The organism is Mesorhizobium sp. BR1-1-16, from assembly GCF_020165495.1.
GTDB lineage: Bacteria > Pseudomonadota > Alphaproteobacteria > Rhizobiales > Kaistiaceae > Kaistia.
Genome location: NZ_JAIUIE010000001.1, coordinates 1222340 through 1248833, shown reverse-complemented (window position 1 = coordinate 1248833; position 26494 = coordinate 1222340). Strand labels below are relative to the sequence as shown.

General features: G+C 65.9%; 23 protein-coding genes. 8 read left to right on the top strand and 15 right to left on the bottom strand.

The genetic code is table 11. The annotated features are described in order from the left end of the window. Positions 1–328: DMT family transporter (locus tag LB518_RS05900; protein ID WP_224574193.1), on the bottom strand; the 328-nt coding region annotated here is incomplete at its 3' end. A 2-nt stretch (positions 329–330) separates the two neighbouring features. Continuing rightward, positions 331–888, bottom strand: coding sequence for a TetR/AcrR family transcriptional regulator (locus LB518_RS05895; RefSeq protein ID WP_224574191.1), 558 nt, complete (start codon positions 886–888; stop codon positions 331–333). A 99-nt stretch (positions 889–987) separates the two neighbouring features. Here LB518_RS05895 and LB518_RS05890 point away from each other — a divergent pair, with 99 nt between their 5' ends. Together LB518_RS05890 and LB518_RS05885 are read left to right on the top strand one after the other, a co-directional pair. Next, positions 988–1419 carry a CoA-binding protein gene (locus LB518_RS05890; protein ID WP_224574346.1) on the top strand — a complete coding sequence of 144 codons (432 nt, stop codon included), beginning with the start codon at positions 988–990 and terminating at the stop codon, positions 1417–1419. Positions 1420–1555: 136 nt separating this feature from the next. Further along, positions 1556–2836, top strand: a complete 1281-nt coding sequence (locus LB518_RS05885) for an O-acetylhomoserine aminocarboxypropyltransferase (RefSeq protein WP_224574189.1) — start codon at positions 1556–1558, stop codon at positions 2834–2836. Between the two features lie 19 nt (positions 2837–2855). On the opposite strand, the gene LB518_RS05880 is transcribed toward LB518_RS05885, so the two are convergent. The 3 genes from LB518_RS05880 to LB518_RS05870 are packed head-to-tail and all read right to left on the bottom strand — an operon-like array spanning position 2856 to position 5688. Continuing rightward, complete coding sequence (locus LB518_RS05880; protein ID WP_224574187.1) at positions 2856–4034, bottom strand: BaiN/RdsA family NAD(P)/FAD-dependent oxidoreductase; 1179 nt, start codon at positions 4032–4034, stop codon at positions 2856–2858. After that, entirely contained in the window at positions 4031–4780 is a 750-nt protein-coding gene (locus LB518_RS05875; protein ID WP_224574185.1) for a pseudouridine synthase, read from the bottom strand. Before LB518_RS05875 ends, LB518_RS05880 begins: the two co-directional genes overlap by 4 nt. Next, complete coding sequence (locus tag LB518_RS05870) at positions 4777–5688, bottom strand: class I SAM-dependent methyltransferase (protein WP_224574183.1); 912 nt, start codon at positions 5686–5688, stop codon at positions 4777–4779. The genes LB518_RS05875 and LB518_RS05870 overlap by 4 nt, the downstream gene beginning before the upstream one ends. Positions 5689–5827: 139 nt before the next feature. Here LB518_RS05870 and recG point away from each other — a divergent pair, with 139 nt between their 5' ends. Then, positions 5828–7933 (top strand): ATP-dependent DNA helicase RecG, encoded by a 2106-nt coding sequence (gene recG, locus LB518_RS05865; protein WP_224574345.1) that lies wholly within the window; start codon positions 5828–5830, stop codon positions 7931–7933. A 95-nt stretch (positions 7934–8028) separates the two neighbouring features. Next, positions 8029–9753, top strand: coding sequence for a chloride channel protein (locus LB518_RS05860; RefSeq protein WP_224574180.1), 1725 nt, complete (start codon positions 8029–8031; stop codon positions 9751–9753). A gap of 10 nt (positions 9754–9763) precedes the next feature. On the opposite strand, the gene LB518_RS05855 is transcribed toward LB518_RS05860, so the two are convergent. The 4 genes from LB518_RS05855 to LB518_RS05840 all read right to left on the bottom strand — a co-directional run bounded on the left by LB518_RS05855 (position 9764) and on the right by LB518_RS05840 (position 14727). Then, positions 9764–10480 carry a DUF502 domain-containing protein gene (locus tag LB518_RS05855; RefSeq protein ID WP_224574177.1) on the bottom strand — a complete coding sequence of 239 codons (717 nt, stop codon included), beginning with the start codon at positions 10478–10480 and terminating at the stop codon, positions 9764–9766. Between the two features lie 115 nt (positions 10481–10595). Further along, positions 10596–12416: a glutamine--fructose-6-phosphate transaminase (isomerizing) gene (gene glmS, locus LB518_RS05850; RefSeq protein WP_224574175.1), complete on the bottom strand. Its 1821-nt coding sequence runs from the start codon at positions 12414–12416 to the stop codon at positions 10596–10598. A 127-nt stretch (positions 12417–12543) separates the two neighbouring features. Next, on the bottom strand, positions 12544–13899 hold the full coding sequence (gene glmU / locus LB518_RS05845; protein WP_224574172.1) for a bifunctional UDP-N-acetylglucosamine diphosphorylase/glucosamine-1-phosphate N-acetyltransferase GlmU: 1356 nt from the start codon (positions 13897–13899) through the stop codon (positions 12544–12546). A gap of 90 nt (positions 13900–13989) precedes the next feature. Then, positions 13990–14727, bottom strand: coding sequence for a cytochrome c biogenesis CcdA family protein (locus LB518_RS05840; protein WP_224574169.1), 738 nt, complete (start codon positions 14725–14727; stop codon positions 13990–13992). A 187-nt stretch (positions 14728–14914) separates the two neighbouring features. Here LB518_RS05840 and LB518_RS05835 point away from each other — a divergent pair, with 187 nt between their 5' ends. Beyond that, on the top strand, positions 14915–15841 hold the full coding sequence (locus LB518_RS05835; protein WP_224574166.1) for a carbohydrate kinase family protein: 927 nt from the start codon (positions 14915–14917) through the stop codon (positions 15839–15841). 12 nt (positions 15842–15853) lie between these two features. Here the strand turns inward: LB518_RS05835 and LB518_RS05830 are convergent, their stop codons facing one another. From LB518_RS05830 to LB518_RS05820, 3 genes are read right to left on the bottom strand one after another with little or no spacing between them, the layout of a single operon-like run. Next, positions 15854–17059, bottom strand: a complete 1206-nt coding sequence (locus LB518_RS05830; RefSeq protein WP_224574162.1) for an ABC transporter permease — start codon at positions 17057–17059, stop codon at positions 15854–15856. Continuing rightward, entirely contained in the window at positions 17059–17775 is a 717-nt protein-coding gene (locus tag LB518_RS05825; RefSeq protein WP_224574159.1) for an ABC transporter ATP-binding protein, read from the bottom strand. Before LB518_RS05825 ends, LB518_RS05830 begins: the two co-directional genes overlap by 1 nt. Continuing rightward, entirely contained in the window at positions 17772–19082 is a 1311-nt protein-coding gene (locus LB518_RS05820; protein ID WP_224574157.1) for an efflux RND transporter periplasmic adaptor subunit, read from the bottom strand. The genes LB518_RS05825 and LB518_RS05820 overlap by 4 nt, the downstream gene beginning before the upstream one ends. Before the next feature lie 181 nt (positions 19083–19263). Between LB518_RS05820 and msrQ the strand changes: the two genes are divergently transcribed. Further along, on the top strand, positions 19264–20199 hold the full coding sequence (gene msrQ / locus LB518_RS05815; RefSeq protein ID WP_224574155.1) for a protein-methionine-sulfoxide reductase heme-binding subunit MsrQ: 936 nt from the start codon (positions 19264–19266) through the stop codon (positions 20197–20199). Here the strand turns inward: msrQ and LB518_RS05810 are convergent. The 3 genes from LB518_RS05810 to epmA all read right to left on the bottom strand — a co-directional run bounded on the left by LB518_RS05810 (position 20136) and on the right by epmA (position 23919). Next, positions 20136–21674 (bottom strand): amidohydrolase family protein, encoded by a 1539-nt coding sequence (locus LB518_RS05810; RefSeq protein WP_224574152.1) that lies wholly within the window; start codon positions 21672–21674, stop codon positions 20136–20138. The genes msrQ and LB518_RS05810 overlap by 64 nt on opposite strands. 113 nt (positions 21675–21787) lie before the next feature. Next, a complete protein-coding gene (locus tag LB518_RS05805; RefSeq protein ID WP_224574150.1) occupies positions 21788–22858 on the bottom strand; it encodes a lysine-2,3-aminomutase-like protein in 1071 nt (356 codons plus the stop codon). A 14-nt stretch (positions 22859–22872) separates the two neighbouring features. Then, a complete protein-coding gene (epmA, locus tag LB518_RS05800; protein WP_224574148.1) occupies positions 22873–23919 on the bottom strand; it encodes an EF-P lysine aminoacylase EpmA in 1047 nt (348 codons plus the stop codon). Between the two features lie 200 nt (positions 23920–24119). On the opposite strand from epmA, the gene efp reads away from it, so the two are divergent. Both efp and LB518_RS05790 read left to right on the top strand, forming a co-directional pair. Then, positions 24120–24686 (top strand): elongation factor P, encoded by a 567-nt coding sequence (efp, locus tag LB518_RS05795; protein WP_224574147.1) that lies wholly within the window; start codon positions 24120–24122, stop codon positions 24684–24686. A 251-nt stretch (positions 24687–24937) separates the two neighbouring features. Further along, positions 24938–26491, top strand: coding sequence for a putative bifunctional diguanylate cyclase/phosphodiesterase (locus tag LB518_RS05790; RefSeq protein ID WP_224574144.1), 1554 nt, complete (start codon positions 24938–24940; stop codon positions 26489–26491). Positions 26492–26494 lie beyond the last annotated feature (3 nt).

Below are 26494 nucleotides of genomic sequence, written 5' to 3'. Positions count from 1 at the left end.
GCCCGCTCGTCCGCGACATCAGGTTGACGATCATCACGCCGACCAGGATGAAGCCGATTCCAACGGCGCCCCAGGTGTCCAGCTTCTGGCCGAACACCGCCCAGCCGATGGCCGAGATCAAGACGATGCCGATGCCGGACCAGACGGCATAGGCGACGCCGATCGGGATCGCCCGTAGCGTCAGCGACAGGAAATAGAACGCCGTGACATAACCGACGGCGACGACAATCGATGGTCCGAGCCGCGTGAAACCATCGGACGCCTTCAGCGACAGCGTGGCGATCGTCTCGGCAAAAATCGCGATCCCCAGATAGAGATAGCTCTGCATGATCAGGCGCCTTTCCGCGTCTGCTGGATGAGGCGGTCGTGCAGCGCCGCCCGATCGGCGGTCGTCACACCGAGGATGTCGGCCAGCCAGACGCCGTCGGCTGCGAAACGGATGATCTGCAAGGCATCGTCGCCATCCGTCTCGCGGTGGCGTTCAAGTCGCTGCCGCAGCCATGCGGCCCAGTCGGCGCGGATGTCCGGGTCGGCAATGGCCGAAATCCAGAGCCCGGCGAAAGGCGGGGTCTGGTGTCGTTCATCAGCGCGGAACACTGAGTGGACATAGGCGCGGGTAAAGCTGCCATACTGCTCGTCGTCTGCTGCAATCGCCTCGTCGATCTCGCGGTCCAGTTCGCCGAAAAGCCCTGCGAAGACCGCGTCGACCAGCGCCGCCTTGCTGCCAAAATGATGGAAGAACGCGCCTTTGGTCACGCCGGCCGCCGCGGCGACGGCATTGACGCTGAGCCCGGCAATCCCTGCCTCGACAACCATCGACCGCGCTGAGCCGAGCAGCGCGGCGCGCACCTGTTCCGGGTCCTTGGGTTTGCGATGCGCTTGTGTCATGAACGAAACATACCGCACGGTATGTTCGGAAGTCCAGCCTTGCGATCGCGCCTGACGGGCCTCATTTCTTGTATCTCGCATCAGGAGACTGCCATGCCGATCGATCACGACCGCTATGATGACGCCTATCTCCGTGACATCCTCGCGACGACGCGCACCATCGCCATGGTCGGTGCCAGCCCGAAGCCTGACAGGCCGAGCAATGGTGTCCTCGCTTATCTCAATCGCGCGGGTTACGAGACCTATCCGGTGCATCCGGGCCTAGCGGGCGGCAGCATCCATGGACGCAAGGTCGAGGCTCGCCTTGCCGACGTTCCCGTGCCGATCGACATGGTCGACGTCTTCCGCAATTCGGATGCGATCCCCGCCCTCGTCGACGAGGTGCTGGCGCTGGATCCGCTGCCGAAGGTCGTCTGGCTGCAGCTCGCCATCCGCAACGACGCCGCAGCGGCGCGGCTGGAGGCGGCCGGTATCAAGGTTGTGATGGATCGCTGCCCCGCCATCGAGCGCCCCCGCCTTATCGGACGTTGAACGCGGAGCACAAACGCGCCGATCGCATCGGAAACGGGGAAAATCCTTCTTTGCCACGCGCCATCGCTTCGCGGTATCGATAGAAAAAGTGCGCAGATGACCTGGTGCGCTGACGCAATCGGCTTGGGAGGAAATGATGGCTGAAGACAGGATTCCGGGGTTTTCGACGCTGGCGGTGCATGCGGGGGCGCAGCCCGACCCGACGACCGGCGCGCGGGCGACGCCGATCTACCAGACGACGTCCTTCGTGTTCGAGGATGTCGACCACGCCGCCGCACTGTTCGGCCTGCAGGCTTTCGGCAACATCTATACCCGCATCGGCAACCCGACCAATGCCGTTCTGGAAGAGCGCGTCGCCGCGCTCGAGGGCGGCACCGCTGCCCTTTCCGTCGCCTCGGGTCATGCGGCGCAGCTGCTCGTCTTCCACACGCTCTTGACGCCCGGAGACGAATTCGTCGCCTCCAAGAAGCTCTATGGCGGCTCGATCAACCAGTTCGGCAATGCCTTCAAGAGCTTCGGCTGGAATGTCGTCTGGGCCGATCCAGATGACATCTCGTCCTTCGAGCGGGCGATCACGCCGAAGACCAAGGCGATCTTCATCGAATCGATCGCCAATCCGGGCGGCATCGTCACCGACATCGCCGCAATCTCGGCGGTCGCCAAGCGGGCGAATGTCCCGCTCATCGTCGATAACACGTTGGCGACGCCCTATCTCTGCCGGCCGTTCGAGCATGGCGCCGACATCGTCGTGCACTCGCTGACCAAATTCCTCGGTGGTCACGGCAATTCGGTCGGCGGCGTCATCGTCGACGGCGGCCGCTTCAACTGGACGCGCGAGGGCCGCTATCCGAAGCTCTCCGCGCCGCTCCCTGAATATGGTGGCGTCATCCTTGCGGAAACCTTCGGCAATTTCGCCTTCGCTATCGCCTGCCGCGTGCTCGGACTGCGCGATCTCGGCCCGACTCTCGCGCCGCAGAACGCGTTCCTGATCCTGACCGGCATCGAGACGCTGCCGCTGCGCATGCAGCGTCATTCGGAGAACGCCCGGGCGGTCGCCGAATTCCTGGTCGACCATCCGGCGGTGTCATGGGTCAGCTATGCCGGTCTGCCCGGTGATCGTTATTACAACCTCGCCAAGCGCTATGTACCGAAGGGCGCCGGCGCGGTGCTGACCTTCGGCCTCGCGGGTGGCTATGACGCGGGCGTCAAGCTCGTCTCGTCGGTCAAGCTGTTCTCGCATCTCGCCAATATCGGTGACACGCGGTCGCTGATCATTCATCCGGCCTCGACGACGCACCGGCAGTTGTCCGATGCGCAGAAGGTGCAGGCCGGCGCCGGTCCCGATGTGGTTCGTCTCTCGATCGGCATCGAGGACAAGGAAGACATTATCGCCGACCTGCAGCAGGCGCTCGGCTGAGGCTTCGCGCGGGGCGGGCTCAGGCCGCCTGCCCCGCCGACCAGCCTGACGACCAGGCCCACTGGAAATTATAGCCACCGAGCCAGCCGGTGACGTCGACGACTTCGCCGACGAAGAACAGTCCCGGCACGGCCTTTACCTGCATCGTCTTGGAATCGAGCGCTGCCGTATCAACGCCGCCGAGCGTCACCTCGGCGGTGCGATAGCCCTCCGAGCCGTTTGGCTTGACCCGCCAGTCGTTCACCGCGGCAGTCACCGCCTTCAACACCGCATCCGAGCAATCGGCAAGGTTGGGCCTCGCGCCGGCCTCGCTCGCGATGAACTGCGCCAGCCGCTTGGGCATCTCCTCGCCGAGCAGCGTCGCCACATGCTGGCGGCCGTTCGCGGTGCGGGCGGCCTTGAGTTGAGCCAGCACGTCGATGCCGGGCAGGAGCGACAGGCTGATCGTCTCGCCCGGCCGCCAATAGGAGGATATCTGGAGGATCGCGGGGCCGCTGAGACCGCGATGGGTGAAGAGCAGCGCTTCCTCGAACGCGGTCTTGCCCGCCCGCGCGACGGCATCCACGGCGAGGCCGGCCAGCGGGGCGGTCTTCTCCAGCAGGGCCGGTTCAAAGGTCAACGGCACCAGCCCGGGCAGCGTCTCGACGAGAGGCAGGCCGAACTGACGCGCGATGCGATAGCCGAAATCGGTTGCGCCCATCTTCGGGATCGAAAGCCCGCCAGTGGCGATGACGAGTGACTGCGCTTCGACCGTCTCATCAGAGAGTGCGATTCGAAAGCCGTCCGGCCCATGCTCGACGGCGCTGACCGGAGTGCCGAGGCGCAGCGTCACGCCGCCCATCGCCATCTCTGCGATCATCATCTCGACGATCTGCCGCGCCGAGCCATCGCAGAAGAGTTGGCCGAGCTTCTTCTCGTGCCAGGCGATCTTATGCCGCTCGACAAGGGCGATGAAATCGCGTGGCCGATAGCGCGACAGCGCCGAGATCGCGAACCGCGGATTGGCCGAGATAAAGTTGGCCGGGCCGGCACCTGTATTGGTGAAATTGCAGCGTCCGCCGCCGGATATACGGATCTTCTCGCCGGCCGTCCGCGCGTGATCGACGATGAGGACGCGGCGGCCGCGCTTGCCCGCCTCGGCGGCGGCCATCATGCCGGCCGCCCCGGCGCCGATCACGACGACATCGAAGCGTGTCACGCCGGCCTCGGCGCGGCGAAGATCGCCTCGATCCCGGCAGAATCAAGAATGTGAAACGCGCCGGGTGGGAGCTCGTCCGGAAGGTCGAGCCCGCCGACACGGTCGCGATGCAGCGCAGCCACATGATTGCCGAGCGCGGCAAACATGCGCCGGACCTGATGATAGCGACCCTCATTCAGCGTCACGAAGCACTCGGTCGGCGAAACGGTTTCCATCGCGACGGGGAGCAGCGGCTTTTCCTCGCCTTCCAGCATCAGCGTTCCCGCGCCGAGCGCCGCATCCTCGCTGCCTTCGAGCGGACGGGCGAGCGATACGCGGTAGCGCTTCGGCACATGGCTCTTGGGCGCGATGATCCGGTGCAGCAGCGCGCCGTCATCGGTCATGAGAATGAGGCCGGACGTCTCCTTGTCGAGCCGGCCAACGGTCGAGATGGCGGGATCGCGTCGCCGCCAGCGTTCCGGCAGGAGGCTGTAGATCAGCGGGCCGATATCCTTCTGCGAGCAGGTGACGCCGAGCGGCTTGTTCAGCATCAGGATGAAGCCGGGCGCCGGATCGAGCGGCTCGCCCGAAACCGTCATGCGCGTCGCAAGGTCGGCCGTTACATAAACACGCTGCGCCGGATCGGTCTCGGCCTCGCCGTCGAGGATCACGCGGCCGCCCTCGATCAGGGTCTGTACCTCGCGGCGCGATCCATAGCCGAGATTGGCGAGCAGCTTGTCGAGCCGCGCGGTTGGCGCCTTGTTCATCGGATGGCCTCGAACAGTTTGTAGCCGTCCGCATCGCCGATGACGCGAACCACCTTGAAGCTCGCCTTGAGCACGTCCTCGTAGGGCAGATGCCGGTTCGCCGTGATGAAAGCGCGCCCGCCTCGGCGGAGGCTTCCGGCGGCGCGGCGGATAAAAGCCTGGCCAAGCGCCCGATCCTCGGCGCCGCCATCGTGGAACGGCGGGTTCATGACGACGAAATCGAGCGACTCGGGCAGCGCGACTGTCCGGACATCGCCCCAGAGAAAACTGGCGCGCGCATCGACGACATTGTGCTCGGCGCATTCGACGGCGCGGCGATCGATATCGACGAGCGTCAATGCGGTCACCAGCGGCGACGGCAGCACGGCGCGCGCCAGAAAACCGATGCCACAGCCAAGATCGGCGCCACGCCCTTCGAGAAGCGGCAGCACCTCGATCAGCGCGGCGGTGCCGGGATCGACCCGGTCGAAGGCGAAGACACCCGGCTGCGACCAGAGCCCCAAGTCCGGAACGATGCGCGGCGCGCCGTCTTTGATCGCGTCCTCTATGCCGGACAGCGGCCGGTCGATCACCACTTCGCAGACGCGGTGATGGCGGCGGGGGGCGGACGAAACCTCAAGACCGAACGCTTCGAGCTCTGCGACGAGGCGCGCGCCGCCCTTCTTCACCGGGGCCATCACGGTGAACCGTCCGCCCGGCGCCAGCGACCTCAGCGCGAGTGCCAGCGTATAGCGGCGCTCGATCGTCCCCGGTGGGGCCAGCATCGCCAGCGCGGCCAGATCCTGGTCGCGCGCTTCGAGCTTCGCGGCGCCTGGCATCAGCGGCGAGAACTGCACCGCATCCCTCGCCACGTCGGCGAGTTCCGCAGGCGGCTCGCCATAAACGCCCTGTTGCTTGCTGTCCGCCATGTCCCGCCACATCTGATGATCCGCGGCGTTCCTACCGCGCCACGGCGGATGACGAAAGAGCCCGGCACGTCGACGATGGCGCGGGTTGCCCGGAGGGGGCCGGCGATGGAAGGTGACGGCAAGGAGAATCATGCCGGCGATGCGTCCCGAAATCCTCAATCCGCTCTTCCGCTCCGTGACGAGCCTTGCCGGCGTCGGTCCGAAGGTCGGCGAGATGATCTCCCGCCTGCTTGGGCTCGATCCAAGCGAACCACCGCGCGTGGTCGATCTTCTGTTCCACATGCCGACCGGCGTCATCGATCGCCGCAATCAACCGGGCATCGCGCTTTCGCCGGAAGGGGCGATCGTGACGCTCGAGCTTCGGATCGATCGTCACCAGCCCCCCCCGCCCGGCAATCGCAAGCAGCCCTATCGCGTCTTCGGACAGGACGAGACCGGCGAGATCGCGCTCGTTTTCTTCCACGCGGAGACGGCCTTTCTCGAACGCACCATGCCGATCGGCCAGACGCGCTATGTCAGCGGGCGGGTCGAATGGTTCAACGGCCGGCCGCAGATGGTCCATCCCGATCATGTCGTCGATCGCGAGGGCTTCGAGAAGCTGCCGATGATCGAGCCTGTCTATCCGATGACCGCAGGGCTCGCGCGGAAGACGCTGGCGCGCGCCATCCGTGGCGCGGTCGACGGCCTGCCGCATCTGCCGGAATGGTTCGACGCGCCGCTGCTCGCCCAGCGGAGCTGGCCGGACTTCCACGACGCGCTCGATGCCGCGCATACGCCACGTGGCCCGGAAGACCTCGTGTCAAGCAACCCGGCGCTGATGCGGCTCGCCTATGACGAAATCCTCGCCAGCCAATTAGCCCTCGCCCTCACCCGCGCCAATCTCCGCCGCGCCTCGGGACGGGCGCGCCTCGGCGACGGCAGGATGCGCGCCGCGATCATCGGCGCCCTGCCCTTCAGCCTGACGGGCAGCCAGAGCCAGGCGATCGCCGAGATCGAGGCCGATCTCGTGGCGCCCGACCGGATGTTGCGCCTGCTGCAGGGCGATGTCGGCTCCGGCAAGACGCTGGTGGCGCTGATGGCTGCCGCGATCGTCATTGAAAGCGGCGCGCAGGTCGCGCTGATGGCGCCGACCGAACTGCTCGCCCGCCAGCATGCAAAGTCGCTGGCGCCGCTCGCCGAGGCAGCTGGCATCCGCCTCGCGGTCCTGACGGGCCGCGAAAAAGGCCGCGAGCGCGGCGCGATCCTCGAAAGGCTTGCCGAAGGCACTATCGATCTCGTGGTCGGTACCCATGCCGTCTTCCAGTCGGGCGTCGAATTTCGCGATCTCGGCCTTGCCGTCGTCGACGAACAGCATCGCTTCGGCGTGCATCAGCGCCTGGCGCTCGCCGGCAAGGGTGCCGCCACGGATATCCTGGTGATGACTGCGACGCCGATCCCGCGCACGCTCGTGCTTGCCGCGTTCGGCGATATGGATGTCTCGAAGCTCACGGAAAAGCCGGCTGGCCGGCGCCCGATCGAGACGCGGACCATTCCGCTCGAACGGCTGGATGAAGTCGTCGGCCGGATCGCGACCGCCATCGAAGGCGGCGCCAAGGTCTATTGGGTGTGCCCGCTCGTCGAGGAATCGGAGGAAGTCGACGCCGCTGCGGCCGAGGCCCGGTTCGCGGAATTGAAGGCGACGCTCGGTCCGGTGGTGGGCCTGGTGCATGGCCGGATGAAGGCCGCCGACAAGGACGCGGCCATGCTGGCCTTCCAGCGCGGCGACACGCGCCTCCTCGTCGCGACCACCGTGATCGAGGTCGGCGTCGATGTGCCCGACGCCACCATCATCGTCATCGAGCATGCCGAGCGCTTCGGCCTCGCGCAACTTCATCAGCTGCGCGGCCGGGTCGGGCGCGGTTCGAAACCATCGACCTGCCTGTTGCTGTATCGCGGCCCGCTCGGCGAAACGGCGCATGGGCGCCTCGCCATCATGCGCGAGACCGAGGATGGTTTCCGCATTGCGGAGGAGGATCTCCGCCTGCGCGGCGAGGGCGATCTGCTCGGCACCAAGCAGTCCGGAGTGCCCGGCTTCCGCATTGCGCGGTTTGAGGATCATGGCGCGCTGTTCGAGATCGCGCGGCAGGATGCGCGGCTGATCGTCGAGCGCGACCGCGATCTCGTTTCCGAGCGTGGCAAGGCGCTGCGGCTCCTGCTTTATCTCTTTGGCCGTGACGAAGCGATCCGCCTGCTGCGCGCCGGTTGATTCCGCCTCGCCTCGGCCGTGTTTTGCGGGTAGGCGTTTGGCTCCCGCCGAACCGTTCGAGCGTCATGCCGCCGCCCGCTTCCCCAGAACGTCCAATGGCGCGCGTCCGCGCCCTCTTCCGGTCCAGCGAACCGTCGCTGCTGTTGCTTGCAGCCGTGATCGGCGCGCTTGCCGGCTTGATCGTCGTGGCGATCTCATCGACGACGGCGGCGCTGCATGTGTGGCTCTACGGCATCGACCCCGGCAGCCAGCTCAGCGCCACGGCAGCGATCGAGCCGTGGCATGTCGCCATCCCGCTTGCCGGCGGCGCGCTGCTCGGCCTCGTCATCTTCCTGTTCCGCAAGCGTCGGCGCCTGATCGTCGATCCGATCGAGGCGAACGCCCTGCATGGCGGGCAGATGTCGCTCTTCGACAGCCTGCGCGTCGGCCTCGAAAACGTCATTTCAAACGGTTTTGGCGCCTCGGTCGGTCTTGAGGCGGGCTATACGCAGGTCGCGAGCGGATTCGCGTCGACGATCGGCACGCGGCTCGGCCTTCGCCGCACCGATCTACGGCTCGCGGTCGGCTGCGGCTCCGCCGGCGCGATCGCTGCCGCTTTCGGCGGCCCGCTGACCGGCGCGTTCTATGGTTTCGAGCTGATCATCGGCGTCTATTCGGTGGCGAATGTCGCGCCGGTGCTCATTGCGGCGCTCACGGGCTATCTCGTCGCGCGCACGCTCGGCCTCGATGTCCACATCATCACCATCCCGAGCGGCTTTCATGTCGATGCCTCGCACTATCCGCCCTTCCTGGCGCTGGGTCTGCTGCTCGGGTTGCTCGCCATCGGCATCATGCGGCTCATCACGCTGGTCGAACTGGCCTTCCAGAAGAGCGGCATTCCGCGCTTTTTTCGTCCGGCCATCGGCGGCGTCGCCGTCGGCCTGCTGGCGCTCATCACGCCGCAAGCTCTGTCCGGCGGGCATGGCGCGCTCTATCTCAATCTCGCGACGACCCCGGCGATCGGCACGCTGCTTCTGGTGATCCTCGTCAAGATCGCGGCAACGTCGGCCTCGATCGGTTCCGGATTTCGCGGCGGCCTCTTCTTCGCTTCGCTGTTTCTCGGCGTGCTGGTCGGACGGCTTTATGGCGCGTCGCTTGAACTCCTGTTTCCGCAACTCGATCTCGACCCGACCGTGACGGCGATCGTTGGCATGAGCGCATTGGCGGTCGGCATCATCGGCGGCCCGCTCACGATGACCTTCCTCGCGCTCGAAGTGACGGGTGATCTCCAGCTGACCGGCATCGTGCTGGCCGCCTCGATCCTCTCGGCAACGACGGTGCGGCAGTTCTTCGGCTACTCGTTCTCGACTTGGCGCCTGCATCTGCGCGGCGAGACGATCCGCGGCGCGCAGGATATCGGCTGGCTGCGTGATCTGACGGTTGGCCGCATGATGCGTACCGATATGCGGCCGATCCTCGCCTCGATGCGGCTCGACGCTTTCCGCAGCCTCTATCCACTCGGCTCGGCCCAGCGTGTCGTCGCGACGGATAATGCCGGCGGCTATGCCGGTATCGTGCTGGTTGCCGATGCCCATGCGAGCGCCGAGCCGGGCGAGCACACGGTCGCCAAGCTCTGCCGTTATCCGGACAGGATGCTTCTGCCCGACATGACGGCGCGCGAGGCTGCCGCGACCTTCGATGCAGCCGAAAGCGAGGAACTCGCCGTCGTCGACGACACGGATCATCGGCAGGTCATCGGTCTCTTGACCGAAGCGCATCTGCTCCGCCGCTATGCCGAGGAGCTCGACAAGGCACGGCGGTCGCTGTCTGGCGAGAGCTGAACGCTCCGGCTCAGGTGACGGGGATGCGCGGCGTTGGAGCGGGCTGCAGCCGTGCCGGATCATATTCGGGCGTGACGAGCCCAGCCGAAAGCACCACTTTCGCAGCTTCTTCGACCGTCATGTCGAGTTCGATCAGCTCGCTGCGCTTGACGAACAGCATGAAGCCCGCGGTCGGCGCCGGGCTCGGCGGCAGGAACACCGTCACCCATTCCTCGCCGTCCTGGCCGATGCGGGCTCGGATCTCGCCGCGCGTTTCAGTGGCGATGAACACGATCGCGTAGACGCCCTTATAGGGGAATTCCATCAGCGCGGTCTTGTGGAACGACTTGCCTTTTGACGAAAGCACGGTCTCGAACAGCTGCTTCAGCGCGCCATAGAGATTGCGCACCAGCGGCGTGCGACCGACCAGCGATTCGCCGAGGCCAACCAGCGTGCGACCGACGAAATTCGCCGTCAGGAAGCCGAGCAGCGTCAAAGCGATCACGGCGACCAGAACGCCGAAGCCGGGCACGGAAAACGGCAGGTATGAATCGGGGCTGTATTCGCGCGGAATGACCGGCTTGACCCAGCCATCGATCCATTTGATCAGCGACCAGGTGAGATAGATCGTGATCGAGATCGGCGCCGCGATCACCAGCCCGGTCAGAAAGTAATTCCGCAGCCGCTTCACGATCCGCCGGCCAGGCGAATCCAAGGGCACGGATAGCTGAGGCTCGTCCAGACTCATGCCATCTCCTGTCGCCTGAGAGCCAACTCTGCCACGGTATTATGACGGCTGCGAAAAGGATCGCCAGCCTCGATCCGCGCCAGGTGATGCTGGCCAGGGCATTCGGCCGGAGCGGTTACTCGACCGTGACCGACTTTGCGAGGTTGCGCGGCTGGTCGACATCCGTGCCCATGAAGACCGCCGTATGATAGGCGAGCAGTTGCACCGGGATCGCATAGACCAGCGGCGTCACCACAGCCGGCATTTCCGGCAGGATCAGCGTCTCGACCGTATCGATCGCGGCAGCCTCGCTGCCTTTCCGGTCGGTGATCAGGATGATGCGGCCGCCGCGGGCCGCGACCTCCTGCATGTTGGATACGGTCTTCTCGAACACCCGGTCATAAGGCGCGATCACGACGACGGGCATTTCCTCGTCGATGAGCGCGATCGGCCCATGCTTCAGCTCGCCCGCCGCATAGCCCTCGGCGTGGATATAGGAGATTTCCTTCAGCTTCAGCGCGCCTTCCAGCGCGATCGGATAGCTGGTGCCGCGGCCGAGATAGAGACAATGCTTGACCCTGGCGAGGTCGCGGGCCAGCGCCTCGATCTGTCCCTCGAGGCGGAGAGACTGGTGCATCAGGCGCGGAACCTCGCTGAAGGCGCGCACGAGCGACGCCTCTTCGGCGGCATCGATCGTGCCGCGCGCCCGTCCTGCGGCGATCGCGGTCGCGGCGAGGACCGCGAGCTGAGCGGTGAATGCCTTGGTCGAGGCGACGCCGATTTCCGGGCCGGCCAGGATCGGCAGCATGACATCGGCCTCACGCGCGATCGTCGACTCGCGGACATTGACGATCGCCGCGATGCGCTGGCCTTCGCCCTTGGCGTAGCGCAGCGAGGCGAGCGTATCGGCCGTTTCGCCGGACTGCGAGATGACGATCGACAGCCCGTCCTTCGACAGCGGTTGCTCGCGGTAGCGAAATTCGGAGGCGATATCGATGTCAACGGGCAGCCGGGCGAGCCGCTCGAACCAGTATTTGGCGACAAAGCCGGCATAGAAGGCGGTGCCGCAGGCGGTGATCGAGAGGCGGTCGATGCGCGCGAAATCGATGTCGGCGACTGTCTTGGCGGTGTTGGCGACAAGGTCGAGATAATGCGCGAGCGTCCGGCCGACGACTTCCGGCTGCTCGTGGATCTCCTTGACCATGAAATGGCGGTGGTTGCCCTTGTCGGCGACATAGGTCGAGCCGGCGGTCGTCGTAAGCGTCCTGACGACCTCGATATCGTCGGCATCGAAGATCGTCGCGCCGGCGCGGGTCAGGACCACGCTGTCGCCATCCTCGAGATAGGTGATCTCGTCGGTGAACGGCCCGAGCGCGATCGCGTCGGAGCCGAGAAACATTTCGCCGCTGCCCCAGCCAATGGCGAGCGGGCTGCCGCGACGGGCGCCGATCACGAGATCGTCCTCGCCCTCGAACAGGAAGGCGAGCGCGAAAGCACCGTTGAGACGCTTCAGCGCCGCCTGCACCGCATCTTTCGGCGCGAGTCCGTCGATGAGCCCGAGCGTCACCAGCTGGGCTACGACTTCGGTGTCCGTGTCCGAAGAAAAGACGCGGCCAGCTGCCTCCAGCTCGAGGCGCAATTCGCGGAAATTCTCGATGATGCCGTTATGGACGACCGCGACGCGCTCGGTCGCATGCGGGTGCGCGTTGCGCTCGGTCGGGGCGCCATGGGTCGCCCAGCGCGTGTGGCCTATGCCGGTGCATCCGCCTTTGCGGCGGCCGGCCAGCTTCGCTTCGAGATTGCGCAGTTTGCCTTCGGCGCGCAGCCGGTCGAGATGGCCGCCCTCGAGCGTGGCAATGCCGGCCGAATCATAACCGCGATATTCGAGCCGCTTAAGACCGTCGACGAGCAGCGGCGCGACCGGCGTCAGTCCGAGAATGCCGATGATGCCGCACATGCCGCGCGTCCCCCACGATTCGAGGCCGGCAATCACCCGGCTGATTTTCAGAGCCTGCCGCGAGAACCCTTAATAGTCCTTGGCAAACCCCGGAAATCACGTCCTGTTTCGGCTTTTCATGGATGCCTCAGACGCGCTTCCGCTCCGTCGCCGCCTTGGCGGCGCGGAAGCGCGCGGCCCAGCCGGGCTTTTCCACCTGGCGGGCACGACCGAGCGCCAGCGCATCCGGCGCGACATCCTCGGTGATGACGCTCCCCGATCCTACATAGGCGCCGTCACCGATATTGACCGGGGCGACGAGCGCGCTGTTGGAGCCGATGAACGCGCCCTCGCCGATCACGGTCAGCGCCTTGTCGTAGCCGTCATAATTGCAGGTGACGGTGCCGGCGCCGATATTCGCCTCCGCGCCGACATGGGCGTCGCCGATATAGGTCAGGTGGCTGACCTTGGCGCCGGCGCCGATCTCGGCATTCTTCACCTCGACGAAATTGCCAACCTTTGACTGCGGCCCGAGCTTGGCGCCGGGACGGAGGCGCGCGAAAGGCCCGACCGCCGCGCCGCCTTCGACCCGCGCGCCTTCGAGATGCGAGAAGGCATGGATGATCGCGCCGCTTTCGACCGTGACGGCGGGGCCGAACACGACATTCGGCTCGACGGTCACGTCGGGTTCGAGCAGCGTGTCATGCGCGAAGAACACCGTCTCCGGCGCGACCAACGTCACGCCGGCAAGCATGGCGCGGCGACGGGCGCGGTCCTGCCAGATCGCTTCGACCTCGGCCAGTTCGACGCGCGTATTGACGCCCGCGACCTCATCGGCGTCGGCCTCGATCGCGACCACGGGCAGCCCGGCGGCGTGGGCGACGCCGACAGCGTCGGTCAGATAATATTCGCGCTTGGCATTGTCGTTGCCGATCGAGGCGAGGAGATGCAGCAGTCCGGCTCCGGCGAAAGCCATCAGCCCGGCATTGCAGAGGCCGATCTGACGTTCCTCGGGCGTCGCGTCGCGCTCCTCGCGGATCGCGACGAGACTGCCCTTCTCGACGAGAAGGCGCCCATAGCCGGTCGGATCAACAGGCCGAAAGCCCAGCACGACCACGGCGGCGCCTGCCGCGATCTCGGCGCGGAGCCGCGCGATCGTCTCAGGTGTCACAAGGGGTGTGTCACCATAGAGCACCAGGACGTCATCGACCGGATCGGCCAACGCATCGCGGGCCGCGAGCACGGCATGCGCCGTGCCATGGCGTTCGGTCTGGATGAAGATCTGCGACGCAGGCGCAGCCTTGCCGACGAAGCGCTCGACGGCCTCCGCGCCGCTGCCGGCCACGATAGCGAAGCGGTCGATGCCGGCCGCCGCCGCCGACTTCAGCACATGGCCGATCATCGGCAGCCCCGCGACCGGGTGCATCACTTTAGGCAGGGAGGAACGCATCCGCGTCCCCTCGCCGGCTGCGAGCAGGATGGCGAGCGATGAGCGATCGGTCATGGGTCCTCCCTTCGTCGAACGGAGGCCAGCATTGCGCGATCCGGGCGCTCGCGGTCAAGCGCCGAGCCGCTTCATCGCTTCGGGCCGCGGTCAGCCGACCTGCTGCAACATCGGGAAGGTTTCGAGCAGGAAGAAGGAGATCCGCGACATCTGGCCCGTCAGGAACAGGAGGCCGGCAATGACGAGGAAGGCGCCCATGGCCTTCTCGACCTTCGGCAGATGACGGCGGAACTTTCCGAGCGCCTCGACCAGATGTTCGGCAAAGCCCGCGACAAGCAGGAACGGAATGCCGAGCCCGAGCGAATAGATCGCAAGGAGACCGGCGCCGCGGGCCACCGTGTCGGTCGAGCCTGCGACCGCGAGGATCGCCGCGAGCACCGGCCCGATGCAGGGTGTCCAGCCGAAGGCGAAGGCGAGTCCGAGTACATAGGCGCCGGCAAGGCCCGCCGGCTGCTTGTCGACGCGCAGACGCGCCTCGCGGTGCATCAGCGCGATGCGGAAGACGCCGAGGAAATGCAGCCCCATGACGATGATCACGAGGCCGGCGACGATCGAGAGGATGTCCTGGTAGCGCGCGACCATGCGGCCGACCACCGATGCGGTGGCGCCGAGCAGCACGAACACCGTGGAGAAGCCGAGCACGAAGGCAAACGAGGATCGCAGCACGACGCGCCGCACTTCGCGCTCCGCCTTGCGCGCCGTCACCTCTTCGAGGCTGAGGCCGGTCACATAGCAGAGATAGGGCGGCACCAGCGGCAGGACGCAGGGCGAGATGAACGACAGCAGCCCGGCGATGAGGGCGCCCCACAACGTGACATCAGACGGCATCGACAGCATGGCCTCGGGGCCAGGATGCGGCCCGCACCGTTTATAGGCAATCGGACGCGGCGGACCAGTCACGGAAATGCGATGGTGTCGTCAACGGTCGCCGCAACCCGTTCGCGGAGCCCCTTGGCGACGCCCCCGGCTTCCGGTAGATGGCTTTGAAACGTGGGGTCAGCACAGGGTGACTGGAATGATCGTAAGCTGCGGTGAGGCGCTGATCGACTTTCTGCCGACAAAGGACGCCGAGGGCCGAGACAGCTATCGCCCCGCGGTCGGCGGATCGCCCTATAATGTCGCGCTGACAACCGGACGCCTTGGCATCAGGACCGGCTTCCTCGGCGGCATCTCGACGGATTTCTTCGGCGACATGCTGGCGGCCGAGCTCGAGCGCAGCCATGTCAGCCTCAAATATGCCGGCCGCTCGGCGCGCCCGACGACCCTCGCCTTTGTCAGCCTCGCACACGAAGAGCCGCAATATGCGTTCTTCGACGAGAACAGCGCCGGTCGCCTGCATGATCCAGCCACGCATGAGCCTGTCGCCGATGACGTCGAGGCGCTGCATTTCTCGTCGTTCTCGTTGGCGACCGAACCCTTCGCCAGCCGCCTCGCGACGGTGATGGACCAGAATCGCGGCAAGCGCGTCATCAGCTACGATCCGAATGTGCGGCCGACCCTCATTCCTGATCGCGAGGCCTTCAAGGCGCGCGCGGAAGTGTTCGCCCACGGCGCCGACATCGTGAAGATCTCCGGGGCGGATCTCGAATGGCTGCATCCGGGCGAAGCGCCGGAGACCATCGCGGCCGGCTGGCTCGCTGGCGGGGCCGGCATTGTCGTGGTGACCCGCGGCGGCTCGGGTGTCACCGCCTATACGCGCACCGGCTCGATCTTCTCGCCGGTCCAGCCGATCAAGGTTGCCGACACGGTCGGGGCTGGGGACAGCTTTTCCGGCGGCCTGCTTGCGCGCCTTTCGGAGAAGGGACTGCTCAGCATCAACGCGATCCGCGGCATCGATCATGCTGCCCTCAAGGACGCGCTCGACTTCGCCAATCGCGTCGCCGCCGTCACCTGCTCACGCGTCGGCGCCGATCCGCCATGGCGCAGCGAGATCGCCGGCTGAGACGATCCGCTTTCATTCGTGCCGCAGTGCCTCGATCGGATCGAGATGCGCGGCACGGCGGGCCGGCACATAGCCGAAGACGACGCCGATCAGCGCCGAGAAGGCGAAGGCGATCACGATGATCGACGGGCTGAGGACGAACGGCACGCCCAGCGCCGTCGTGGCGCCATAGGCGAGCGCCAGGCCGAGCAGAATGCCGACGCCGCCGCCGAACAGCGACAGCACCATCGCCTCGACCAGAAACTGCGCCAGCACCTGTCCCTCGAGCGCGCCGATGGCAAGCCGAATGCCGATTTCTCGCGTCCGCTCGGTGACGGACACCAGCATGATGTTCATGATGCCGATGCCGCCGACCAGGAGGCTGACGGCCGCGACTGCGCCGAGCAAGCCGGTCAGAAGCTGCGTCGTGCCGGCCATGGTTTCGAGCATCTGCGTCATATCGTTGACCGAGAAATCGTCAGTCTTTCCGGCGACGATGCCGCGCCGCTCGCGCATCAGCCGCTCAAGGTCGCCCTGCACCTTGCTCGTCGCCACGCCGTCGCGCGCCGAGACCAGGATCGTGCCGATATCGCTCGATCCGATGATCCGCCTTTGCACGGCGCGCAGCGGCATCAGCACGGTATCATCCTGATCCGTGCCCATGCCGGACTGGCCCTTCTTGGCCAGGATGCCGATGACTTCGCAGGAGACATTTCCGACGCGGAGCGCCCGCCCCAGCGGGTCGGTGGCACCGAAAAGCTTGGTCCGCACAGTCTCACCAATGATACAGGCGGCTCGCCCGCCGCGCTCCTCCGTCTCCAGGAAGGCGCGGCCCGAGGCCAGGGACCAATCGAGCGCCACCAGATAGTCGGCCGTCGTGCCGATCACGCTGCTGGAGCGGCTCTCGCCACCGAAGATCACCGTCGCCGTGGATTGGGCGACCGGCGCCACGGCGCGAAGGCCGCCGATCTGGTCACGGATCGCCGCGACGTCGCGGTCGTTGAAGGATTTCGCTGTCGTGCTGGCGCGGCCGGGGCCGAACTGGCCTGGCCGGACGAATAGCATGTTGCTGCCGAGCTTGGCGATGTCGGCCGTGACGCGCGCCGTGGTGCCGTTGCCGATCGTCACGAGTGCGATGACGGCCGCCACGCCGATGACGATGCCGAGCACCGTCAGGAACGACCGCATCGGGTTACGGCTGATGGTACGGAGCGCGAGCTTGAGCGATTCGGCGAGCATCAGGCGGTGACCTCGAGCGCGCCGTCGGATTTCAGGCGGTCCGATTCGATGCGTCCGTCGACGAAGCGGATGACGCGGTCGGCGAAGGCGGCGATGTCGGGCTCATGCGTCACCATGATCACCGTGATGCCCTGCATGCGGTTCAGCGCCGTCACCAACTGCATGATTTCAAGGCTGGTGCGCGTGTCGAGATTGCCGGTCGGTTCGTCTGCGAGGAGGACCGCGGGATCCGTCACGATCGCGCGCGCGATCGCAACGCGCTGCTGCTGGCCGCCCGAAAGCTCGGAGGGCGTGTGCCCGGCCCTACCCTCAAGGCCAACACGGCCAAGCGCCGCCAAGGCGCGCTGCCGACGCTCGCCCGCTTCCATGCCGCGATAGACGAGTGGCAGCTCGACATTTTCCACCGCCGAGGTACGCGGCAAGAGATTGAAGCCCTGGAAGACGAAGCCGAGCTTGTGCCGCCGCAAAAGCGTGAGTTGGGTCCGTGTGAGCGTCGACGTCGCAACACCCTCGAAGAGATATTCACCCTCGGTTGGACGGTCGAGACAGCCGATGATGTTCATCGCCGTCGATTTGCCGGAGCCGGATGGGCCCATGATGGCGACGAATTCACCGCGATCGATCGAGAGATCGACGCCGGACAGCGCGCGTACCTCGGTCTCGCCGCTGCCATAGCGCTTGGAGACACGCTCGAAGGCGATCTCGGGCGCGGTCATTTCCGTGCCGTCGCGTCGACGATGAGGCTATCGCCTTCCTTGATGTCGCCACTCTTCACCACCGTATGCACGCCATCGGTCGCGCCAATCTCGATCGAGACGGGCGTCGGGACATCGTCGCGCAGCACGTAGACCCGGCGATCATGTCCGGTCGGCTCGGCGGTGGTGATCGCGCCCATATTCGGCGCGCGGAACAGTCCGAAGGCGCGCGGACTGCTGGTTGTCGCCGGCGGGACATAGCGCAGGGCCGCATTCGGAATGAGCGTCGCGTCCTTCACCTCCTCGACGACAATATCGGCCGTCGCCGTCATGCCCGGTCGCAGCAGCAGCTTTTCGTTGTCGACAGTAAGCAGCGCCTTGTAGGTGACGACATTGTTGGTCGTCTCCGAGACGAAGCGGATATCCTTGATCGCAGCCGGAAAGCTCTGGTCCGGATAGGCATCGACGCTGAAGGTCGCCTTCTGGCCGATGGCGGTCTCCCCGACATCGGCCTCATCGACATCGACCTGCAATTCCATCTGGCGGAGATCGCCTGCGATGACGAACAGCGTTGGAGCCGATAGCGAGGCGGCCACCGTCGCACCCGGATCGACGCTGCGGGTCAGCACGATGCCGTCGATCGGCGATCGGATCACCGCCTTCGAGAGGTTGGTCTCGGCGAGCGAGAGATCGGCCGTCGCCACATCGACCTCGGCATTGGCGGCTGCCTCGCTCGCGACTGCCGCGTCGTAATTGGCCTGCGCCTCGATCAGTTCCTGTGAAGAGGAGACATTGCGGCCGACTAGCACTTTCTTGCTCTCCAGCGTGCTTTCGGTCGAGGCGATGGTGGCGTGCGCCTTGGCGACATTCGCCTTTGCCGCTGCGAGCTTGGCGCGCGCGCTCGCCAGCGCCGCGTCGAGATTGTCGGTGACGAGCTCGGCGAGGACGTCTCCGGCCTTGACCGGACTGTTGTAGTCCACATTCACGGATTTGATGCGTCCCGAGAGCTCGCTGGAAACGTCGACCTCCTCGGTTGGCTGTACCGAGCCGGTCGCTGTCACCGTCACCGTCAGGCTGCCGCGCGTCGCCGGCGCGGTGGTGTAGGTTATGCCATCGCCACCGCCGGCAATGATCGGCCAGAGCAGATAGGCGGCTGCCAAGGCGACCACAATCAGGGCCAGCAGGCCCCAGCGCCGCCAGCGATGCGGCCGAGCCGCCGGGCCTATGATGTCGGCAAGGCGCGGGCTCTCTACCAAGCTTCGGGCGGGTTTCGGTTCCGACTGCCCTGCGCCTGCGCTGGTGTCGTCATCGGGCATCTGCTTCATCATGCGTCCTTCGTGCGCTCTTCCCTTATTTTGGACGTCGGTCCCCGGTCAAATGACGAGTTGTATCAATTCAGGACGCGATATTTCCGAGCATTGCATCGCTCACGGAAGCCTGATCGACATCGGCGTCACGTTTGCCCGCTCTCTCGCGTAGAAACGCTGAATGACAAGCGAGGTTCGATCGATGAGCGCACGCGAGGCGTCCCTGTCCCTTCCCTGGCTCGACCGCCGCGGCGAATTTTCAATGCTGAAGGCCGTCGTCTTCGCGGGGATCCTGCTGCCGGGCCTTTGGCTCATCCTGCGTGCCATCAGCGGCAACCTTGGGCCGCGCGCCATGATCGAGATCAACCATCAGGCTGGCCTCTGGACGGTTCGTTTCCTGCTGCTGACGCTCGCCGTGACGCCGCTGCGCTTCATCTGGCGCTGGCCGGAGCTCGTGTTCCTGCGGCGGATGCTCGGCGTCTCGGTCTTTGCCTATGCGGCGATCCATCTGGTCGCCTATACGGGCGACCTCGTCTGGGACGTTCCGAAAGTCGTGTCGGAAATCTTCGCCCGCCCCTATCTGACGATCGGCTTTGCCGCGTTTATCATGTTGATCCCGCTCGCAGCGACCTCGACTAACGGCATGATGCGACGCATGGGTGGGCTGCAATGGCGGGCGCTGCACAAGCTGATCTATCCGATCGCGGCGCTGGCATCGGTGCACTTCTTCCTGCAGTCGAAGCTCGGCGTCACCGAGCCGATCGTCATTGCGGCGCTCGCGATCTGGCTCGGCGCCTGGCGCGTGCTGGCGGCCAGGATCGGCGAGCAACGCGCCGGCTCGTTCGCTGTGACGATCGCCCTTGCCGCGCTCATCGTCGTCGCCACGGCCTTCGGCGAGGCGCTCTACTACTATCTGAAGATCGGCGTGCCGTTCTCACGCATCCTGCCGACCAATTTCGCCTGGAAGAGCGGCATACGGCCAGCGTGGATCGTCCTTGGCATCGCCCTCGTCGTGATTGCTGTCGCCTATGGGCGCAGCGTGCTCGACGCCCGCAAGCCGCGCGGCCGGCGCGCTCAGGCGGGCGTCGCAGCGAAACCTTCGTCCTCGCCAGCGCAACGGCAGGGAAAGGCCGCGTAGCGCTCGACGCTGTAAGGCTTTGCCGCGAGGCTACGGCAGAACGACGTCACCGCGTCCTCCAATCGGTTCGCGATCTCCATGTCGCCGGCATTCATCGCCGCAATCCGGTCGCGCGCCGCCTCGGCCTTGTCGGCGAGCGCGGCCATGTCGGAGGCGAGGTGGCGCCCGTCGCGAACGATGAAGCGCCCGTCGACCATGACATGGCGCACGGCCGTGGCATCCTCGGTGAGCACGAGCTGGTTGGCGGGATCGTTGATCGGCATCCAGTTCGGATGATCGAGCGTCAGGAACACGATATCCGCGCGCTTGCCGGGGGCGATGGCGCCGACATGATCGAAGCCGGTCAGCCGCGCGCCGCCGGTCGTTGCGGCCGCAACGACTTCCGGTGCCGACAGCCATAGCCGGTGATCCGGCTGACGGACGCAGGAAACCTGCTGCGCCGCCCGCATCGCCTCATACATGTTCTGATTATCCGACGACGTCGCTCCGTCGGTGCCGATGCCGAGATTGACGCCGAGTTCCAGCATGCGGCGCGAATCCGCGATTCCGGCGCCAAGCCGCATATTGCTGCCGGCATTGTGCGAGATCGATGCACCGTTGTCGGCGAGGCGCCGCATGTCGTCATCATCCAGCCAAACGCCATGCGCGACCGAGAAATGCGGACCGAGCAGCCCGAGGCCGTCGATATGGGCGACCATCGACTGGCCATAGAATTCGCGTGCGGCGAGCACCTGAATCTTCGATTCGCCGACATGGCTCTGCATGACGGTGCCGTGTTCCCGCACAAGGCGGTCGCAGCCGCGCATGAGCGCATCCGAGCAATGGGTCGGGATCGTCGGCGCGACACCGAGCTTGACGTGGTCGCGGTCATGCGGCCAGGCGGCGAGCGCCTCGCCCATCAGCTTCAGCACATGGTCGGTCGCATCGCCGTCATCGCGCGCTGCAAGGGCTTCCAGTTCTGGCGGCAGGCTTTCGATCAGCCCCGGAATGGCGCGATAGAAACTGATATCGGAGAGCATCGGCGCCATGACCGCGCGGATGCCGGCATCGCGATAGGCCTGGCCCATGGCGATGAGTTCCTCGGTCGTTGCCACGGGCACGCCGAAGGTCAGGTCGTAGGCGACCGTGCAGCCCTTTATCGCCATCTCGACGGCGCCGAGATAGGTGTTCAGATATTTGATTTCGGCGCTCTGGTTGCCGAAGCGGACCGGCGCCGCCATCAGCAGCATTTCGAGATTCCAGCGATCGCGGAAGCCGCGCGTCAGCGCGCCGGAACCATGCGTATGGCTGTTGATGAGGCCGGGATGCAGCAGATGGCGGCTCGCATCCACGATCTCAGCATCATCCGGAGCCGCAAGACCGGGCGCGCCGATCTCCCGGACCGCGCCGTCCTTGATCAGGATGTCGCGGAGCGGCGCCTGCCGTGTGGCGGCGTCGAGAAGGCGGCCGCCACGGATGATGGTGATATGCGTCATGGGGATCCTGCGAAGTCTTGTTCCTGCCGATTAGAACAGGATCAGCCAGCGAGCGTAAGAGCCCTCACCCCTCGCCCGCTTGCGGGAGAGGGCCGGGGTGCCGCCCGCCAGATCTAGATCTCGGCGCCGAATGGATAGGCGTGCACGCCGCCGTTCGGGTCCGTCACGGTTCCCGCCTCATCGACATAGTCAGGTCCGATCGGCACCTTGCCGTAGCCGCCGGGGATATCGAGGACGTAAGTCGGCTGTGCGAGACCGGAGAGGCGTCCGCGCAGAGCGCGCATCAGGGCCTGCCCCTCGGCGATCGACGTCCGGAAATGCGCAGTCCCCGGCGCAAGGTCCGCATGGTGGAGGTAATAGGGCTTCACCCGCGCCTCGACGAAGCACCGCATCAGCGCCGCCATCGTTTCGGGATCGTCATTGACGCCCTTCAGCAAGACGCTCTGGCTGACCAGGCCGATGCCCGCATTGGCGAGCCTTGCCAGCGCCGTGCGGGCGGCCGGCGTGAATTCGCGCGGGTGATTGGCGTGGATGGCGACATAGACGGCCTTGCCGGTGCCGGAGAGCGCCTTGACCATCGCCGCGTCGATGCGGTCCGGCGCGACGATCGGCACCCGCGTATGGAAGCGCAGCACGCGCACATGCTCGATCGGCCGGAAGCGGGCGAGCAGCAGCCCCAGCCGCCGCGACGCCGCCACCAGCGGATCGCCGCCGGTGAAGATCACTTCCCAGACCGCCGGTCGCGCGGCGACATAGGCCAGCGCCCCCGCGAAGGCCTCGTCGCCGAGCAGTGTCGGGCCGCCCGGCCCTACCGTCTCACGCCGGAAGCAGAAGCGGCAATAGACGGCGCAGGCGTGCACGAGCTTCAGCAGCACGCGGTCGGGATAGCGATGCACGAGGCCCGGCAACGGGCTGTGCGCATCGTCGCCGATCGGATCCTCGAGTTCGTCTGGCGTCGACTGGAGTTCCGCTACACTCGGCACGAATTGCGCGGCGATCGGATCGGCACCGTCGGCGGGGTCGATCAGCGCGGCCATCTCGGGCGTTACGGCGACGGCATAACGCGCGGCAACCTGATCGAGTGCTGCAACGTCTCGCGGCGCCACGAGGCTAGCGGAGGCCAGCGCGGCCGGGCTGCGCAATGTTGGGCGCGCTTCGAGCGGGATGATGGATATTTCGGACATTGCGGGCTTTTCCGTCATCGCGTCGCCGGTGTCCAGACGACGAGGTCGAGCCGCGGTGCGCCGGTCGCCAGCATCACCAGCCGGTCGAAGCCGAGCGCGATGCCCGAGGCCTCGGGCATGATGGCGAGGGCCGCGAGAAAATCCTCATCGAGCGGATAGCGCTCGCCGAACAGCAGCTCCTTGGCATCCATGGCAGCGATAAAGCGGCGACGCTGCTCCTCGGCATCAGTCAGTTCGCCGAAGCCGTTCGCGAGCTCGACGCCACAGGCATAGAGTTCGAAGCGCTCGGCGACGCGCGGATCGCGCGGGCTGCGGCGGGCCAACGCCGCTTCGGCAATCGGATATTCATAGAGGATCGTCGGCCGTCCGAGGCCGAGGCGCGGCTCGATCCTTTCCGAGATTGCGCGGCTGAAGACATCGCTCCAGCTATCGTCATCGACGACGCGCAGGCCCTGCCCCATCGCCGCAACCGCTAGGCCATCGCGATCGACCGCGCCGTCATCGGCGATCGTCGCGAGCAGATCGATGCCGGCATGCGCGTGAAAGGCTTCGGCGACGGTGATGCGCTCCGGCGCGGCGAAAGGGTCGGCCTCGATGCCGCGATGAGAAAAGCGGCGAATGCAGGCCGCATCGGCCGTCGCGCCAAGCAGCGCCGCGCAATCCGCCATCAGCGTCTCGTAGGTCTCGCTGGCCCGGTACCATTCGAGCATGGCGAACTCGTTGGCGTGACGCGGCCCGGCCTCGCGATTGCGGAACACCGGCCCGAGCGTGAAGATCCGCTCCTCGCCGGCGGCCAGCAGTTTCTTGGCGGCAAATTCCGGCGAGGTGTGCAGATAGAGCGTCTGGCGGGCGCCGTCCGGATCGATGCGCTCGGTTGCGAACGCGTGCAGATGGGTCTCGTTGCCGGGTGAATTCTGCAGGATCGCACATTCGACCTCGACGAAGCCCTCACCCGCGAACCAGGCGCAAAGGGCGGCCTTGATGCGTCCGCGCGCCAGGAGAAATGGCCGGCGGTCGGCATGGACATGCGGGGTCCACCAGGGCGAAGCGACGGGGTTCATGGTTCTGGCTCGCGAAACGTCAGGCGCGATCACTGCCCGCTGCCGCGCCGCGAGGCAAGGCCTGCCAAGCCCCAAGCTGCAGTTTGGGCTGGTATGCAGGCTCAGAATCGGTATGGTGCGCGCCATTCTCGCGCCCTTTCCGGGCGCGCCGCAACGAGGCGCCCCGTTCGGACGGCGCCGACACCAAGGACCGCATTGCCGTGAAAGTTATCGCCAGCCAGATCCGCAAGGGCAACATCCTCGAGGTCGAAGGAAAGCTCTATGCTGTGCTCATCGCGGAGAGCTTCCATCCCGGCAAGGGCACGCCGACGACCCAGATCGACATGCGCCGCCTTTCGGATGGCGTGAAGATTTCGAACCGGTACAAGACAACCGAGCAGGTCGAGCGGGCCTTCGTCGAGGATCGCGACTTCTCCTATCTCTTCGCCGATGGCGAAGGCTTCACCTTCATGAACACCGAGAACTACGAGCAGCTGATCGTCCCGAAGGACGTCGTCGGCGACGCCGCCCCCTATCTCCAGGAAGGCATGGTCGTCCGTCTCTCGATCTTCGAGGACCAGGCCGTCGGCATCGTCCTGCCGCAGCGCATGACGCTCGAAGTGGTCGACACCGAGCCGACGACCAAGGGCCAGACGGCCTCGTCCTCGTTCAAGCCGGCCATCCTTTCGAACGGCGTCCGCTCGATGGTTCCGCCGCATATCGGTCCGGGCACGCGCATCGTCGTGCTGACCGACGACGGCTCCTATGTCGAGCGCGCCAAGGACTGAGCTTCGGCTGCGTTCCGACGCATGATTTGCCCCGCGCCCCCGGCGCGGGGTTTTTCGTTTCGGCAGCAACCAGAGCGAATGACAGACCGGAGGCGACCATTCTTAACCCTCGGCAAAATGGTGGACTGACGTTAAGCTCGTGTTGAGGATAATGGTTTCTTAAATTGCCCTCGAAAGCCGAGAACACGGGTTGATTCCAGCATGACGCCGGGCGAGATGCATGAAGCGCAGCGGATGGGGAGTGACTGCGCGTGACATGGCGGTCGGCCATACAACTCTCGGTCGCACTCATCCTGGCTGGCTGCACCTATCTGCTGCTGTCGAGCCTGCGCATCATCCCCATCGCGACCGACTTTCTTGAAACCCATGGTGAGGTAGCAGCCGCTACGGTCGCGTTCTGCGGCATGGCCCTCGCCTTCCTCCTCCTCCAGCGATTCAGCCAGCTTACGGCACGCCTTGATGAGGCGCTCGGCCGCGAGCAGCAGCTCGGTCTCCTGTCGCAGATCGATCCGCTGACACGCATCCTCAACCGCACTGCATTTATCGAGGAACTTGGCCGCACCATTGATCGCCATCGCGCGGGCGGATCGCAGTTTGCGCTGCTGACGATCGATCTCGACCGCTTCCGCAACGTCAATCATGTTCATGGACACGGCGTCGGCGACATGCTGCTGGTCGAAGTCGCCCGCCGCCTCGGGACATTCCAGACGACGGGCGCGACCATCGCGCGGCTTGGTGGCGACGAATTCGCGCTGCTGATCGAGAACGATACGATCGAGGAACTGGCGCGACGCACCGCGCGCCGTCTGATCGATAGCATCGCGGCGCCGGTCTGGGTGCCGCAAGGCGTGCTTTCGATCGGTGCGACGATCGGCATCGCCACTTCGGAACTCAGCGAGGCCAGCGCCGAAGAACTGCTGCGGGCCGCCAATATCGCGCTCGGCGAGGCGAAGCAGGGCGGGCGCGGCACGTTCTACTATTTCGAGGCCAGCATGGGCGAGGCGCTGCGCCGCCGCTCGACACTGGAGACCGATCTTCGCCGCGCCATCGTCGCGGGCGAGATCGTGCCGTTTTATCAGCCGCTGATCGCCCTAGAGGATGGGCGGCTCATGGGATTTGAAGTCCTGGCGCGCTGGGATCACCCGCGCTACGGGCTCATCCAGCCATCGGCCTTCATTCCGCTTGCGGAGGAGCTCGGCCGGGTCGGCGATCTCTTCTATCGAATCCTTGCGGCGGCATGCGCCGACGCCAAATCCTGGCCGAAGGACCTCTCGCTCTCGGTCAATCTGTCGCCGACGCAGTTTGCCGAGCCGCAACTTGCCGCTCGCATCCTCTCGATTCTTGGCAGTGCCGGCGTCGATCCGAGTCGGCTGGAACTGGAGATCACCGAGAACGCGCTGGTAGACGAGGTTGCCTCTGCCAAACTGATGCTGAGTGCCCTGCGCGATGTCGGGGTCGGCGTTGCGCTCGATGACTTCGGCACCGGATATTCGAGCCTTCGCCATCTCAACGATCTGCCGATCGACCGCTTGAAGATCGACCGCCTGTTCCTCGAGGGCGCGCGGCAGAACATCGAAAACTGGAAGATCGTGCGCGCCATCGTGCAGCTTGCCCATTCGCTCGACATGGAAACGACGGCGGAAGGCATCGAGATTCCGGATGTCGCCGAAATCCTTCGCGACGTCGGCTGCGATATCGGTCAGGGCTTCCTGTTCGGCAAGCCGCTCTCCTCCGCCGCGACATTGGCCTGGCTCGCCGATATCCGCCTCGGCCGCGGCACCTATGTGCCGAAGCTCGTGAACTGAGCG